The organism is Actinomadura citrea (assembly GCF_013409045.1).
GTDB lineage: Bacteria > Actinomycetota > Actinomycetes > Streptosporangiales > Streptosporangiaceae > Spirillospora > Spirillospora citrea.
Genome location: NZ_JACCBT010000001.1, coordinates 7,853,739 through 7,867,980, shown reverse-complemented (window position 1 = coordinate 7,867,980; position 14,242 = coordinate 7,853,739). Strand labels below are relative to the sequence as shown.

Here is a 14,242-nt window from a genome sequence, read left to right as displayed (position 1 = left end):
ACTGTGCTCACGTAGGGAGATCCGATGGGGTCATTGGGCTTTTGGCGGCTGGCGCAGGCCGATCCCGAGTGGGTCGCCGCCGTCGATCCGGACGGGACGCCGCACGCCGCGGGCGACCTGCTGGCACGCGCGAACCGGCTCGTCCACGGCCTGCGCGCGCTGGGCCTGGAGAAGGGCGACGGCATCTGCGGCCTCGTCCCGAACGGCGCGGACGGGGTCGTCCTCTATCTGGCGGCGCTCCAGGCGGGCTGGTACTACACGCCGATCAACTGGCATCTGACCGGTCCGGAGATCGGCTACATCGTCGCCGACAGCGAGGCCAAGGCGTTCTTCGTGCACGAGCGGTACGCCGCCGAGGGCACGCGCGCGGGCGAGGAGATCGAGGCGCACCGGCGGTTCGCGTTCGGGGAGGTCGAGGGCTTCCGGCCGGTCGCGGAGCTGGTGGACGGGCAGCCCGACACACTGCCGGACGACCGCACCAACGGTGCCACGATGCACTACACGTCCGGGACGACGGGACGGCCGAAGGGCGTCAAGCGAGCGCTCGCCGGGCTCGACCCCGACGACAGCGCCGAGCTGATGACCTTCCTGCTCGGCATGTTCGGCATTCCTCCGGGCCGCCCCGCCGGGGGCGAGCACCAGGCGCATCTCGTCACCTCCCCGAACTACCACACGGCCGTCACCCAGTTCGGCGGGACGGCCCTGCAGATGGGCCACACGCTCGTCTACATGGACAAGTGGGACGCCGAGGAGACCCTGCGGCTGATCCAGGAGCACCGCGTCAGCAACACCCACATGGTGCCGACGCACTTCAAGCGGCTGCTGTCGCTGCCGGAGGACGTCCGGTCCCGGTACGACGTGTCGAGCATGAAGTGGGCGATCCACGCGGCGGCGCCGTGCCCGGTGCCGCTCAAGCAGCAGATGCTCGAATGGTGGGGCGACTGCATCTGGGAGTACTACGCGGCGACGGAGGGCGGCGGGACGATCGCCAGCCCGGCCGACTGGCGCGCCCACCCCGGCACGGTCGGCAACGCGTGGCCGATCAGCGAGCTGCTGATCGTGGACGACGACGGCGAGCCCGTCCCGACGGGGGCGCACGGCACGATCTACATGAAGATGGCCGGCGTCGAGTTCGAGTACAAGGGCGACAGGGAGAAGACGGAGAAGAACCGGCTGAAGGACTTCTTCACCGTCGGGGACATCGGGTACCTGACCGAGGACGGGTTCCTGTTCCTGTCCGACCGCAAGGCCGACATGATCATTTCGGGCGGCGCGAACATCTACCCGGCCGAGATCGAGAACGAGATCATCCTGCATCCCAAGGTCGGGGACGTGGCCGTGTTCGGCATCCCGGACGAGGAGTGGGGCGAGCAGATCAAGGCCGTCGTGGAGCCCGCCGAGGGCGTCGAGCCCGGCCCGGCGCTCGCGGAGGAGATCCTCGCGTCGCTGGAGGGGCGGCTGGCCAAGATGAAGTGGCCGAGGTCGGTCGACTTCATCGAGACGATGCCGCGCGAGCCCAACGGCAAGCTCCTCAAGCGCAAGCTCAGGGACCCGTACTGGAAGGACCGCGACAGTGCCATCTGACACGGCGCCCGCAGACACCGGGCAGCCCGAGCCGAACCACGTCCTGGAGTTCCCCGGCGGCTACACGCGTTCGGTCGGCCCGGTGATCGGCCGCTTCTTCAGCGAGCTGCGGGACGGCCGGCTGGTGGGCGTCCGGACGGCGGACGGCCGGGTCCTCGTCCCGCCGTCGGAGTACGACCCGGAGACCGGCGAGGACGTCACGGAGGAGTTCGTCGAGGTCGGCCCGGTCGGGACGGTCACGACCTGGTCGTGGGTGGCGCACCCGGCGAAGGAGCACCCGCTCGACCGCCCGTTCGCCTGGGCGCTGGTCCGTCCGGACGGCGCCGACACCGCGCTCCTGCACGCCCTCGACCTCGGGATCTTCGAGGAGGGCGCGAAGCCGCCGAAGTTCCTCAGGACCGGGATGCGCGTCCGCCCCCGGTGGCGGGCCGAGCGCACCGGCGGGATCGGCGACATCGAGTGCTTCCAGCCCGAGGTCACCATGATCAATGCACCGACGCGGCTGGAGTACCGGCTCAAGGGCGGGCAGGCCCTGCAGCGCTTCCTGGAGGGCGTCTCCGAGGGCCGCATCCTCGGCCACAGGTGCCCGGTGTGCGAGTCGGTGATCGTCCCGATGAAGGGGCTGTGCCCGCGCGACGGCGTCCCCACGACGGAGGAGGTGGAGCTGCCCGACACCGGCACCGTCACCACCTTCGCGGTCAACAACATCCCCGACCCGCGCGCGCCCGAGGTGCCGTTCGTGTCCGCCTACGTCCTGCTGGACGGCGCGGGCCTGACGATGCTGACGCTCGTGGCGGGCATCCCGGCCGACCAGGTCCGGATGGGCATGCGGGTGAAGGCGGCGTGGCGGCCCCGCGAGGAGTGGGAGCGGTCGATGGGCAACATCAAGTGGTTCGAGCCCATCGACGAGCCCGACGTCCCCTTCGAAGAGATCAAGGACTTCATGTGATGCCTCGTCCCGTGGCCGTGGTCGCGTTCGCGCAGACCGAGCACAGCGGTGAGGACCGGGGAATGGCCGAGATCGAGCTCCTGGCCCCCGTCATCACCGAGATCAAGGAGCGGACGGGCCAGAAGCAGTTCGGCTTCACCTGCTCCGGATCCTGCGACTACCTCGCCGGCGCCCCGTTCGCGTTCGTGTCGGCGCTGGACGCCCTCGGCGCCTGGCCGCCGATCTCCGAGAGCCACGTCGAGATGGACGCCGCCTGGGCACTGTACGAGGCGTGGGTGAAGCTCCAGCACGGCGACATCGACACCGCGCTCGTGTACGGGTTCGGGAAGTCGACGCAGGGCAACCTGCGCGCCGTCCTCACCCAGCAGCTCGACCCCTACCACCTGGCGCCGCTCGGCATCGACGCGGTGTCCCTGGCCGCGCTCCAGGCCCGCGCCTACATGGAGCGGTCGGGCGCCAAGGAGGACGACCTGCGCGCCGTCGCCGCGCGGTCCCGCGAGGCCGGGCACGGCAACCCGTTCGCGCTGCACCTGCCCGAGCCCGAGGGCGACGACTACGACGTCGCGCCGCTGCACCCCTACGACGTCGCGCCCATCACCGACGGCGCCGCCGCGATCGTCCTCGCGGCGGGCGACCGGGCCCGCGAGCTGTGCGAGCGTCCCGCGTGGATCACCGGGATCGACCACCGCACCGAGCCGCACGCGCCGGGCGTCCGCGACCTGAGCCGTTCGGAGTCGGCGCGCGTCGCGGGCGAGAAGGCCGGCGCGACCGGGATCGAGGTCGCCGAGCTGCACGCGCAGTACACCCACGAGGAGCTGATGCTGCGGGAGGCGCTCGGCCTGGGCGAGGACGCGGCGGTCAACCCGTCCGGCGGGCCGCTGTCGGCGAACCCGATGATGGCCGCCGGCCTCATCCGGATCGGCGAGGCCGCGTCCCGCATCCACGACGGGTCGGCGTCCCGCACGCTGGGGCACGCCTCGTCCGGCCCCTGCCTCCAGCAGAACCTCGTCTGCGTCCTGTCGGGAGAGAACCATGGCTAACCGTTGCGCGATCATCGGCGTCGGGCAGACGGCGTACAAGACCAAGCGGCTGGACGTGTCGATGGCCGGGCTGCTGCGCGAGGCGGCCCGCCGGGCGCTGGAGGACGCACAGCTGACCTGGAAGGACATCGACGCGGTCGTCGTCGGCAAGGCCCCCGACCTGTTCGAGGGCGTCATGATGCCGGAGACGTTCCTCGCCGAGGCGCTCGGCGCCGCCGGCAAGCCGATCATGCGGGTGCACACCGCCGGGTCGGTCGGCGGCTCCACGGCGATCGTCGCGGCGGGCCTCATCCAGGGCGGCGTCCACGACCGCGTCCTCACGATCGCGTGGGAGAAGCAGTCGGAGTCGAACGCGACATGGGCGCTGACGGTGAACTCGCCGTTCACGACGTCGCTGGTCGTGGGCGCGGGCGGCTACTTCGCGCCGCACATCCGCGCCTACATGCGCCGCTCGGGCGCCCCCGACCACGTCGGGACGCTCGTCGCGGTCAAGGACCGGCAGAACGCCCTGAAGAACCCGTACGCGCACCTGAAGATCCCCGGCATCTCCCGCGAGATGGTCGAGTCGACGCCCATGCTCTGGGAGCCGATCCGCTACCTGGAGACGTGCCCGTCGTCGGACGGCGCGTGCGCGATGGTGCTGGCCTCGGAGGACGCGGCGAAGAAGGCCCCGGCCCCGCCCGCCTGGGTGCACGGCACGGCGATGCGGTCGGAGCCGATGCAGTTCGCCGGACGCGACACCGTGAGCCCGCAGGGCGGCAAGGACGCGGCGGCGGACGTCTACCGGCAGGCCGGCATCTCGGACCCGCGCCGCGAGCTGGACTGCGCCGAGGTCTACGTCCCGTTCTCCTGGTACGAGCCGATGTGGCTGGAGAACCTCGGGTTCTGCGGCGAGAGCGAGGGCTGGAAGCTCACCGAGGCGGGCGCGACGGCCCTGGACGGCGACATCCCGTGGAACCCGTCCGGCGGCGTCCTGTCGTCCAACCCGATCGGGGCGTCCGGGATGATCCGGTTCGCCGAGGCGGCGCTGCAGGTGCGCGGCCAGGCGGGGGAGCACCAGGTGGACGGCGCGCGCCGCGCGCTCGGCCACGCCTACGGAGGCGGAGCCCAGTTCTTCGCCATGTGGATCGTCGGCAGCGACAAACCCTGATTCCCGGAGGCCCGTCCGATGGAGTTCAACCACGCTGACCTGTTCGAGGGTGTCGCGGACGCGATCGGGGACCGTCTCGCGCTGGTGTGCGGCGACCGGCGGCTCACCTACGCCGAGCTGGACGAGCACGCCAACCGCCTCGCGCACCATCTGGCGGACGCGGGCGTCGGACCCGGCCAGCACGTCGCCGTGCAGCTCTACAACGGCGTCGAGTACGCCGCCGCGCTGCTGGCCGCGCTGAAGATCCGGGCCGTGCCCATCAACGTCAACTACCGGTACGTGGAGAGCGAGCTGCTCTACGTGTACCGGGACTCCGACAGCGTCGCGCTGCTGTACGACGTGGAGTTCGAGGACCGCGTCGCGGCGACCGTCCCGGAGGCGCCCGAGCTGCGGCACCTCGTCGCGGTGGGCGGCGAGCCGTCCATCCCGGGGGCGGTCGCCTACGACGACGCCCTGAAGGACGCCTCGGGCGCACGTGACTTCCCGGCGCGTTCCAGGGACGACCTCTACATCATCTACACCGGCGGGACGACCGGGATGCCGAAGGGCGTCATGTGGTCGACCGAGCAGATGCTGCTCGCGTTCTGGAACCCCACGTATCCCCGTCCGACCAAGCCGGAGGACATCGTCGAGAACGCCCGCAACGGCGGCCCGATGACCATGATGCCGGTCGCGCCCCTGATGCACGGCGCCGCGCAGATGGCCACCTGGATCGCCTGGTTCATGGGCGCGACGCTCGTCTACACGCGCAAGTTCGACGCGGCCGACGTGTGGCGGACGATCGAGCGGGAGAAGGTCAACTCGCTGACGATCACCGGGGACGCCATGGCGATCCCGATGGCGGAGGAGCTGGCGGCCGGGGACTACGACACCTCGTCCCTGCTGGCCTACGTCTCCACCGGCGCGATCTTCACCGGGACGGTCCGCGACCGCATCCAGCGGCTGCTGCCGAACACGATGATCCTGGACCGCTTCGGTTCGACCGAGTCGGGCTCGACGGCCGAGGCGGTCGCCGGCTCCACCCCGGAGAAGGGGCTGCGGTTCGCGCCGGACGTGGAGAACGTCACCGTCCTGGACGACGCGTTCCAGCCCGTCAAACCGGGATCCGGCGTGATCGGCCAGGTCGCCCGCACCGGCTACATCGCGCAGGGCTACTACAACGACCCGGAGAAGACCGCCAGGACGTTCCCCCTGGTGGACGGCAGGCGCTGGCTGCTCACCGGCGACATCGCGACCGTGGAGGAGGACGGCTCGATCGCCGTGTACGGCCGCGGCTCGCAGGCCATCAACACCGGCGGCGAGAAGGTGTTCCCGGAAGAGGTCGAGGCCGTCCTCAAGGGCCACCCGTCCGTCTACGACGCGGTCGTGACGGGCATTCCGGACGAACGCTGGGGCAACCGCGTCGCTGCGGTGATCCAGCCCTCCGGCGCGGAGCCGTCCTTCGAGGAGCTGAACGAGCACTGCCGCAGGAAGCTGTCGGGCTACAAGGTGCCGCGCGTCTACGCGTTCGTCGCGGAGATGAAGCGCTCCCCGGCCGGCAAGGCGGACTACCGCTGGGCGAAGCAGGTGGCGGAGGGGGCCAGATAGGGGTCGGCCCCGAACCTTCGTGGGATTCGGGGCCAGGCGCGGACCTCTGGTTAGTGGTCCTAACAACGTTAGGGTAGGTGGAGCCCCGCGGTGGTGCGATCATTGAACGGTGTCGGCTGCGCCACACGCCGTCGGCGTCCCGCCTGGTCCCGCCGGGGTCGGGTCGATAGAATCTCCCTCAAAGAGTCGCTCTTGAAATGAGTGTCTCTACATGAGAGAAAAAGGGAGAGAGGTCAAGGCGTGTCGACCCCGGAGCGCGAGCGGATGGCGGGCGAGCTGCAGATGGCGATGCAGCGCAGCACGATGTTCACGGTGCTGCTGCACCATGCCACCGCGAGCAAGGCGGGCATGAACGTCACCGACGCGCAGTGCGTCAACGCGCTGACGCTGGACGGCCCGCAGACGCCCGGCCAGCTCGCCCAGCTCATGGGCATCACGACCGGCGGCGCCATCACCGCCGTCATCGACCGCCTGGAGCGAGCCGGCTACGTTCGCCGCACCCGCGACCCCGACGACCGCCGCCGCGTGATCGTCGAACTCGTCGAGGAGAACGTCGCCCAGTTCGCCCGCTACTTCGAACCGATAGGCCGCGCCTTCCGCGACCGCCTCGACACCTACACCGACGACCAGGTGGCCCTCCTCCTCGACTGGATCCGCCACAACAACGAGACGATGCCGTCCGTCATCGAGGAAATCCGCAAACTCCCCTGACAGCGCCCCGCCGCCCGGCCGCCGGAAACCTCACGCGGACGCAACGACCTCACTCATCCGCCAGGCCCGAATGTGGACGCTTGACGGCCCGCTGCGCTTACATGAAGACGGCGTGGCGTGGCGGGCCCCTAGGGCCATGCCCGGCGAACCGTCTCGGCCTCCCCGGCGGAAGGGCTGCACGCGTGGGCATCGAGCACACCCCCAAGGAAGCGGTCGACAATTCGTCGGTACAGCCCCGGAAACCGGGTTTGCGCCCCGACAATCCCGGCTCCCCGGACCAGCCGTCCCGCCTGCAAAGCCTCGCCCGTGCTCGCGAGCCCGCCCAGTCGCAGAACGCCGACGAAGAACAGGTCGGGGCCGTCTCCAAGGACAGGCCTGCGGAGCAGGGCCTCCTTGCCGGAGGAGCGGAGAACGATGATCTGTCCGCCTGGATCGCCGCGGCCGAGCAGCTCCTCGGAAAGCCAGAGCCCACAGCCGCCGACGGCGAGGACTCCGCGAACGACACCGAGGAGAGGATCGAGGTAGCGGCGGATCGCCTCGACATCCCTGACGACCTCAGCACCGTGGTCGAGTATGGGCGTCCACACAGAACGGATGAAGGCGGCGAGAAGCAGGCGCTCCCGCTCTTTGACGGAATTCCCAAAAGGGAGGATGCGCGGCAGGGAGCGCTTGGCGACTGTGGCGTTATCGCCGCGATGGGAGCCGTGGCCGGAAAAGTGCCGGACAAGATTCAGAGCTCAGTGCGGGACAACGAAGACGGCACGGTGACCGTCTCCTTGCATGAGACGGAGTTCAAAGACGGCGACATTGCGACCCCCACTGGCCGCATCCTTGATATAACGGTCACGAAAGACGTTCCAGTGCTCGCTGAAAAGCCGGGCGAAGCCGCGTTCGCGCGGTGCACGAACGCCGGTGTGACCTGGCCTGGATACATAGAAAAAGCCCTGGGAGCCGTGGATGAAACCTGGCCCCCCGAACGTGGCCAGAATCCGTTGCTCGGCAATCCCGCCGAACGTGGCTATGCTCGTCTCGACAAGGGGACCGGAGCATGGACGCAGGCCGAGATCCTCGCACAGTTGACCGGTCGACCGGCGTGCGTCGACCGGTTGAACACAGACCCCGGAGCCGCTGCTGACAACGAAGCGGTCCTCACTGCCTTGGTCGAGTCCGGGCGGCCAACCGTGGTCTCGACCGTGCCAGATTTCATGCAACGTGCTGATCCCAGAGTGTACAAACTGAGATGCCAGCATGCTTACGAGTTGATCGGTGTTGAGGACGGCAAGGCCCTACTGCGCAATCCCTACGGCCACAAGCATCCCGATCCGGTACCGATCGCAGAATTTACGAAACATTTTAATAGCTACTACGCAGCACTTGAAGGTGAAACCGGAGGTGGATGAAGATGGAAGGCGTTACCGGACATCGGATCAAGCCAAATCGGTTCTACACGATAGGTAAAGCCGGTTTCGACGTGGCGACGGTGAAGCGACTGGACCCTCCAGAGGTGCTTCTTGGTGTGTCCATGGAGGAGACCGGAGAGGAGTTCGAGTACACACTCCGCCCTGGTGACACCTTCCCGGTGGATGACCAGACGTGGCAGGTCGCGGAGGTTGTATTCCCCGACAACGCCGACTGGGAGTGGGAAGTAGTAGTCCGCCGTACCAGTTGATCAGGAATGCCGCCCGGGCAATGCCCCAGGGCCTCCCTCATGACTTCTACCTCGTTCTTGCGAGGCTGTTGAGGGAGGCGCCGGGACTGAGTGCTACTGGGTCTCGGTGATGCGGGTGGCGGTCTGGCCGGAGAAGCGGACGGCGGCGTTGTGCGGGGAGGCCTTCACCCACTGGTCGAGTCCGTCGACGGAGCACTTGCTGACGTCGGGCGGGGTGGGGGTGCCGTTGGGGCAGGTGCCTCCGGCGACGTACAGGACGGTGTCGGTGGCGGTGAAGAAGGCGACGTTTCCGACGGTGTACTTGCCCGGCGCCAGGTAGCGCAGCGGCCCCCACTTGGTGGTGATCTGCTGGCCGCCCTGCTGCGCGAGCGGGGTGCGCCGGCCTCCCGGGGCACCCGAACCGCCCGAGCCCTGCGGGGTGGAGGGAGCGCCCGGCGAGGACCCGCCGTCCGGCGTCGACGACTCGCTCGGCGCGGAGCTCGCGGGCGAGGAGGGCGCCGCCGCGGAGTTGCCGTCGCCGTTACCGCCGCAGGCCGTCAGGCCAAGCGCCAGTGCCGCCGCCACTCCGGTGATCACGATCTTCCGCATGGGTCCTCGCTCTCGCTCTCGGTGCGCGACCTCTCGTGATCGCGCTTCTGCCGGATGAGATGAGGTGGGGACCGGAGGAAGTTGGCGTGCCGGGACGTGATCAATCCGACCGGCAGATCCCCGAACCCGCGCGCAACTGCGGCCGTCTGGATGTTCTACCGGTACAGAAAAGTTCGTTCAGGCCACCAAAACTTTTCCTCGGCACCTTCATGGCTGAAGTGTGGGATGTCTGAACTGCGTTCTTTGGGGAGGTCTTCACGGTTCGCGGCTGGTGTAGGAACGCTCCGGCGCGGCGGGGATGCCGCGCCGGAGCGTCATTTGCTCGTGCGGAGGGACGTGTCAGTTCATCTTGTCCTTGAGCTCCTCCGCCAGGGTGGCGTGGTCGCCGTGGATCGAGACCTGACCGACCTTCTGGCCGTCCGCGATGATGTCCACGACACCGTCGCCGCCGGCCGCCTTGTCGCTCTGAGCCGCGTTGATCGCGAGTCCGGCCTCGGTGTTGGCGTCGGAACGCCCACCGGTGTTGACGTAGAACTTTCCGTTCTCTGCCATCTCGGGTTTCCCTTGTTTGAGAACGCGATGGCCCTGATGGCCGCCGCACGCGTGTGACCCTATCGGAGTGCCAACTGATGATCACGACAGATCGTGACTCGTCGGCCAGGGGTGGGGGCGGGGAAAAAACCTGACGGTAGGTGTCAGGTTTTGGGGAGAGGGTGGGGGCCCGGCCGACGCTGGGGATGAGGATGTGGACCGGACCCTTCGGACTAGGACTTGCCATGCGTGAAACCAGAGAAGAACTCACAGAGCTCCAGGCACTCCTGGACGACTCTCTATCCCGTTCCACCGCGCATCTGCGCTCGATCATCAACGCGGAGAGGACGTTGACCGCGCGGCAGCTCTGCCAGGTGCTCACCGGCATGTGCACCCTGGCCCTGTCCACGGTGACCGCCAAGGGGGAGCCGCGGATCAGCGGTGTGGACGGGCACTTCCTGCACGGGAAGTGGTACTTCGGCACGGCGCGCGACGCGGCCAAGGCCCGGCATCTGGCCGCACGGCCCGCCGTCAGCGCGGCGCACCTGCGCGGGGAGGACCTGGGGGTGTTCACGCACGGCACGGTGGAGATCCTCAACCCGCCGGACGGGGAGCCGGCCGCGGACTGGCCGGACCTGCTCGCCTACTTCAAGGGCTTCTACGGTGAGGATGCCTTCGACTGGGACAGCGAGATCGTCTACTACCGGTTGCGTCCGCACTGGATGGCCGCCTACGCGCCCGACATCGCCAAGCTCACGGTGGAGTCAGGGGCCTGACCCGGCCGGATCGGCTGCTGGGGCGGCCTCGGAGGAGGGCCGTCGTTCAGGGCTCCACGAGCCTGCTCAAGGGTCCCTAAAGCCTGGACGACGGGCGTTTCGGGCTCGATCCGGCGGGCGATGGTGTGGCCATACGCGTCCCGGCCTCGTTGTCATGGGCCCGGGTACTTGCCGGTGGTGCGTGGCACCCGTCGGGGGGTTTCATGGCTGTGCAGTTGGAGGGGCAGACGGTCGTCCTTGTCGGCGGCAGCGCGGGCATCGGGCTGGAGACCGCGCGGCTCGCCCGGTCCGAGGGGGCCGAGGTCGTCCTCACCGGTCGCAGTCCGGAACGGCTGGAGCGGGCCGCGTCGGACGTGGGCGCGCGGGACACGGCGGTCTTCGACGCCAACGACGAGGCCGCGGTGGCGGGCTTCTTCCAGGGGCTCGCGTCTCCGATCGACCATGTGCTGATCACGGCCGGCGGGCCGCGCTACAAGCCGCTGCTGGAGATGGACGCCGACGAGGTGCGCGAGGAGGTCGGCGGGCACATGGTGGTGGCGCTCCAGATCGCGCGCAGCGCGGCCCCCAGGATGCGTCCCGGGGGCACGCTCCTGCTCATGGGCGGCACCGGCGGTCGTCGCATCCACCGCGGACTCGGGCTCATCTCCGCCGCCACCGCGGCGCTGCCCCCGTTCACCGCGACCCTCGCGCTCGAACTCGCGCCCGTCCGGGTCAACCTCATCGCCGCGGGCTTCGTCGACACGCCGCTGTCGGCGTCGCTTCTCGGGGACCGGCTCGACGAGCGCAGGAGCGAGCTGCGGTCGACGCTCCCGATCGGCCGGGTCGTGGGTCCGGCCGACGTCGCCGCGCTGGCCGTCCACATCATGGCCAACACGGCGCTCACCGGCGCCACCTACGACATCGACGGCGGCCAGCAGTTCGTCCAGTGAGATTCAGGTGGTGAGGCGGCCTCGGAGGAGGGCCAGCAGGGTCGCTCGGACATCGTCCAGGGAGCGGCCGGGCTGGAGGGCGCGCCAGTCCAGGGCGACGGTGAGGACCATGCCGAAGACGGCGGAGGCGGCCGTGTCGGTGTCCAGGTCGGAGCGGAGGTCGCCCGTGGTGACGGCTTCGCGCAGGACGTCGGCCACGACGCCGATGGCCCGCTCGCGGATCAGGCGGGCGGCGTGCTGCCAGTCGCCGCCGGCCCGCCACGTCTCGGCGATCAGGAGCCGGGCGAAGGACTCGTGCTCGCCGATGAACACCAGCTCGGCGGTGACGACGGCCTCCAGCGCCTCCAGCGGGGGACGGCCGGACGCGGCCTCGCGCAGCGCGGCGGCGAGGCGGTCGACGCCGTACTCCAGCAGCGCCGCGAACAGCGCGGCCTTGCTGTCGAAGTTGTAGTAGACGGTGCCCTTGGCCACGCCGGCGCGCTCGGCGATCTGGTCGACGGTCGTCGCGGCGAGCCCGCTCTCGGCGATCAGCTCGATCGCCGCGGTGAAGAGCTTCTCCCGGGTCGCGATGCGGGCCACGTCCCCTGCCTCCGATCAGAGCCTCAGTGCCGGGTGCAGGCGCTTCATCGTCCAGACCCGGTTGTGCCGGACGGCCAGGGCGGTGAGCGCGAGCCCGCCGGCCAGGAATGCGGCCAGCACCGCACAACCCTGCCATACGGAGGTCAGGTCGCCGCCGCTGATCAGGTGCCGGACGGCGTCCACGACCCACGGCATCGGGAGATAGGGGCGGACGGCCTGGAAGAACGCCGGGCTCGTCTCGATCGGGTACGTGCCGGCGGCCGAGGTGAGCTGGAGCATCAGGAGCGCCAGCGCGATGATCCGGCCGATCGGCCCGAAGCGGGCGTTCACCCACTGGATCACCGCGAGGAACGCGGCGGACGCGAGCGCGAGGAACGCGACGAGGCCCGGCCAGTGCTCGGCGCGCAGGCCGAGCGCGAAGTGCAGGACGGCGAGGACGACGCAGGCCTGCGCCGCGCCGATCGCCGCGGCGGGCAGCCAGCCGGCGAGCGCGACGCGGCGTCCGGGCGCGGTGCCCGCGAGCGCGCGGGGGTTCAGCGGGCGCAGCAGCATGTAGATGATCATGCCGCCGACCCACAGGGAGAGGGGGACGAAGAACGGCGCGAACCCGGTCCCGTAGTTCGGTACGGCGTTCTCGGTGGCGCTGGCCAGCCGCACCGGGTTGCTCATCATGTCGTCGCGTGCGGCGCGTTCCTTCTCGCCGTAGTTCGGGATCTGGGAGACGCCTTCGTCCAGGCCGTTCGCCAGTTGCTCGTTGCCGGTGGAGAGCTGCGCGAGGGCCGTCTCCAGCGTCACCGCGCCGCCGGACAGTCGCCCCAGGCCGCCCCGTAGTTCGCCCGCGCCGCCCGAGAGGACGCCGAGGCCGGAGGTGAGCTGGGACGATCCGGAGAGCAGGCGGCCGGCGCCCGCGTTGACCCGCTGGGTTCCGGCGTTGAGGCGGTCCACGTCGCGGCGCGCCTGCTCGACCTTGGCGGCCAGGGAGGGCGCGTCCTCGGCGATCTTGCGGGCGGCCCGCTCGACCGTCCGGGCGTCGGCGGCGACCTTGCGCAGGTCGCCGGTGTGGCCGCTGACGTAGCCGTCCACCTGCTTTGCGACGGTGACGACCTGCGCGGCCGCCCGGGTGAGGTCGTTGCGCACGTCCGGCGGCACTTCCGGGTGCGCGGCGAGGTAGGTGCCCAGTTCGGCCTGCGCCTTCTCCGCCCGTTGGACGGCGGCGCCGGTCTGGGCGGGGAGCCGCCCGGCGCCGTCGGCGAGGGCGTCGGCCCCTCGGGCGACGGCGAGCGCGGACTGGCGGATCTCGGGGGCGTTCTCCCCCAGCAGCGGGACGAGGGTGTCGCCCGCGCGGTCGACGGTCGTGGTCAGCCGCTGCATCCCGGCGGCGACCCGGCCCGTTCCGGTGCGGAGTTCCTCCAGGCCGGAGGTCAGCTTGCCGCTGCCGGAGCGGGCCTCGTCGATGCCGCCCTTCAGCTTGCCCGCGCCTGCCTCGGCCTTGCCCGCGCCTTCGGCGAGCCTGCCCGCGCCGTTGTGCGCCTGGCCGGAACCCTCCGCGAGCTTGTCCGCGCCTTGGGCCGCCTTGCCGAGTTCGCCGTGCAGCTTGCCGAAGGAGAGGAAGATCTGGTCGAGGTAGCCGTGCACGGCCTTGCTCCCGGCGGCGGCGCTGATCTCCTTGAACGCGGCCTGGGCGAGCGTCCCGACCACGTAGTTGTTCGCGTCGTTCATCTGGAGCCGCAACCCCGCCGGTGCGGGCGTCCCGTCCCCGGACGGCGACGCGATCTTCGCGCTGAAGTCCGCGGGGATCGTCAGCGACATGTAGTACCTCCCCGATCGGACGCCCTCCTCGGCGTTCGCCGCCGAGACGGTGCGCCAGTCGAAGACCTTGCGCTTCTTCAGCTCCTCCGCCAGGTCGGCCCCCGCGTGGACGGTCTTGCCGCCGGCCTTGGCGGGCTCGTCCTGGACGACCAGCGCGACCGGAACGTGCTGGAGCCGCGCGTACGGGTCCCAGAACGACCAGAGGTAGAGGCCGGCGTACAGCAGCGGAAGCAGCACGAGCCCGGCCATCGCGACGCGGGTCAGCCGGTTGCGCTGGAAGCGGCGCAGCTCAAGGCCGCCCGAGGTCAACGCGGGAAGTCTCATCGGGGGGATCTCCTCG

The 14,242-nt window shown here is 70.1% G+C and carries 15 protein-coding genes; 11 read left to right on the top strand and 4 right to left on the bottom strand.

Annotated elements, in window-relative coordinates:
* Nucleotides 1–24 precede the first annotated feature (24 nt).
* From BJ999_RS36035 to BJ999_RS36000, 8 genes are all read left to right on the top strand, one after another.
* Nucleotides 25–1,584 (top strand): acyl-CoA synthetase, encoded by a 1,560-nt coding sequence (locus tag BJ999_RS36035; protein WP_179837399.1) that lies wholly within the window; start codon nucleotides 25–27, stop codon nucleotides 1,582–1,584.
* A complete protein-coding gene (locus BJ999_RS36030; protein ID WP_229809991.1) occupies nucleotides 1,574–2,533 on the top strand; it encodes a Zn-ribbon domain-containing OB-fold protein in 960 nt (319 codons plus the stop codon). The genes BJ999_RS36035 and BJ999_RS36030 overlap by 11 nt, the downstream gene beginning before the upstream one ends.
* Complete coding sequence (locus tag BJ999_RS36025; RefSeq protein ID WP_179837398.1) at nucleotides 2,533–3,573, top strand: thiolase domain-containing protein; 1,041 nt, start codon at nucleotides 2,533–2,535, stop codon at nucleotides 3,571–3,573. The genes BJ999_RS36030 and BJ999_RS36025 overlap by 1 nt, the downstream gene beginning before the upstream one ends.
* Complete coding sequence (locus BJ999_RS36020; protein WP_179837397.1) at nucleotides 3,566–4,723, top strand: thiolase domain-containing protein; 1,158 nt, start codon at nucleotides 3,566–3,568, stop codon at nucleotides 4,721–4,723. The genes BJ999_RS36025 and BJ999_RS36020 overlap by 8 nt, the downstream gene beginning before the upstream one ends.
* A gap of 18 nt (nucleotides 4,724–4,741) precedes the next feature.
* Nucleotides 4,742–6,310 (top strand): acyl-CoA synthetase, encoded by a 1,569-nt coding sequence (locus tag BJ999_RS36015; protein ID WP_179837396.1) that lies wholly within the window; start codon nucleotides 4,742–4,744, stop codon nucleotides 6,308–6,310.
* A 240-nt stretch (nucleotides 6,311–6,550) separates the two neighbouring features.
* Nucleotides 6,551–7,021: a MarR family winged helix-turn-helix transcriptional regulator gene (locus tag BJ999_RS36010; RefSeq protein WP_218935396.1), complete on the top strand. Its 471-nt coding sequence runs from the start codon at nucleotides 6,551–6,553 to the stop codon at nucleotides 7,019–7,021.
* Nucleotides 7,022–7,203: 182 nt separating this feature from the next.
* Nucleotides 7,204–8,421 (top strand): calpain family cysteine peptidase, encoded by a 1,218-nt coding sequence (locus BJ999_RS36005; RefSeq protein ID WP_179837395.1) that lies wholly within the window; start codon nucleotides 7,204–7,206, stop codon nucleotides 8,419–8,421.
* Nucleotides 8,418–8,690 (top strand): DUF6406 domain-containing protein, encoded by a 273-nt coding sequence (locus tag BJ999_RS36000; protein ID WP_179837394.1) that lies wholly within the window; start codon nucleotides 8,418–8,420, stop codon nucleotides 8,688–8,690. Before BJ999_RS36005 ends, BJ999_RS36000 begins: the two co-directional genes overlap by 4 nt.
* A gap of 93 nt (nucleotides 8,691–8,783) precedes the next feature.
* Here BJ999_RS36000 and BJ999_RS35995 read toward each other — a convergent pair whose 3' ends face one another.
* Nucleotides 8,784–9,278: a hypothetical protein gene (locus BJ999_RS35995; protein WP_179837393.1), complete on the bottom strand. Its 495-nt coding sequence runs from the start codon at nucleotides 9,276–9,278 to the stop codon at nucleotides 8,784–8,786.
* A 35-nt stretch (nucleotides 9,279–9,313) separates the two neighbouring features.
* Between BJ999_RS35995 and BJ999_RS35990 the strand changes: the two genes are divergently transcribed.
* The gene (locus BJ999_RS35990) at nucleotides 9,314–9,511 is read left to right on the top strand and encodes a hypothetical protein (RefSeq protein ID WP_179837392.1); all 198 of its coding nucleotides are present in this window, start codon (nucleotides 9,314–9,316) and stop codon (nucleotides 9,509–9,511) included.
* A 106-nt stretch (nucleotides 9,512–9,617) separates the two neighbouring features.
* Here BJ999_RS35990 and BJ999_RS35985 read toward each other — a convergent pair whose 3' ends face one another.
* Nucleotides 9,618–9,830, bottom strand: a complete 213-nt coding sequence (locus tag BJ999_RS35985) for a hypothetical protein (protein ID WP_179837391.1) — start codon at nucleotides 9,828–9,830, stop codon at nucleotides 9,618–9,620.
* A 224-nt stretch (nucleotides 9,831–10,054) separates the two neighbouring features.
* On the opposite strand from BJ999_RS35985, the gene BJ999_RS35980 reads away from it, so the two are divergent.
* Together BJ999_RS35980 and BJ999_RS35975 are read left to right on the top strand one after the other, a co-directional pair.
* Nucleotides 10,055–10,585, top strand: coding sequence for a pyridoxamine 5'-phosphate oxidase family protein (locus tag BJ999_RS35980; protein ID WP_179837390.1), 531 nt, complete (start codon nucleotides 10,055–10,057; stop codon nucleotides 10,583–10,585).
* A 203-nt stretch (nucleotides 10,586–10,788) separates the two neighbouring features.
* Nucleotides 10,789–11,514 carry an SDR family oxidoreductase gene (locus BJ999_RS35975; RefSeq protein WP_179837389.1) on the top strand — a complete coding sequence of 242 codons (726 nt, stop codon included), beginning with the start codon at nucleotides 10,789–10,791 and terminating at the stop codon, nucleotides 11,512–11,514.
* 3 nt (nucleotides 11,515–11,517) lie between these two features.
* Here the strand turns inward: BJ999_RS35975 and BJ999_RS35970 are convergent, their stop codons facing one another.
* Nucleotides 11,518–12,093 (bottom strand): TetR/AcrR family transcriptional regulator, encoded by a 576-nt coding sequence (locus tag BJ999_RS35970; RefSeq protein WP_179837388.1) that lies wholly within the window; start codon nucleotides 12,091–12,093, stop codon nucleotides 11,518–11,520.
* A 15-nt stretch (nucleotides 12,094–12,108) separates the two neighbouring features.
* A complete protein-coding gene (locus BJ999_RS35965; RefSeq protein ID WP_179837387.1) occupies nucleotides 12,109–14,226 on the bottom strand; it encodes a YhgE/Pip family protein in 2,118 nt (705 codons plus the stop codon).
* Nucleotides 14,227–14,242: the final 16 nt, after the last annotated feature.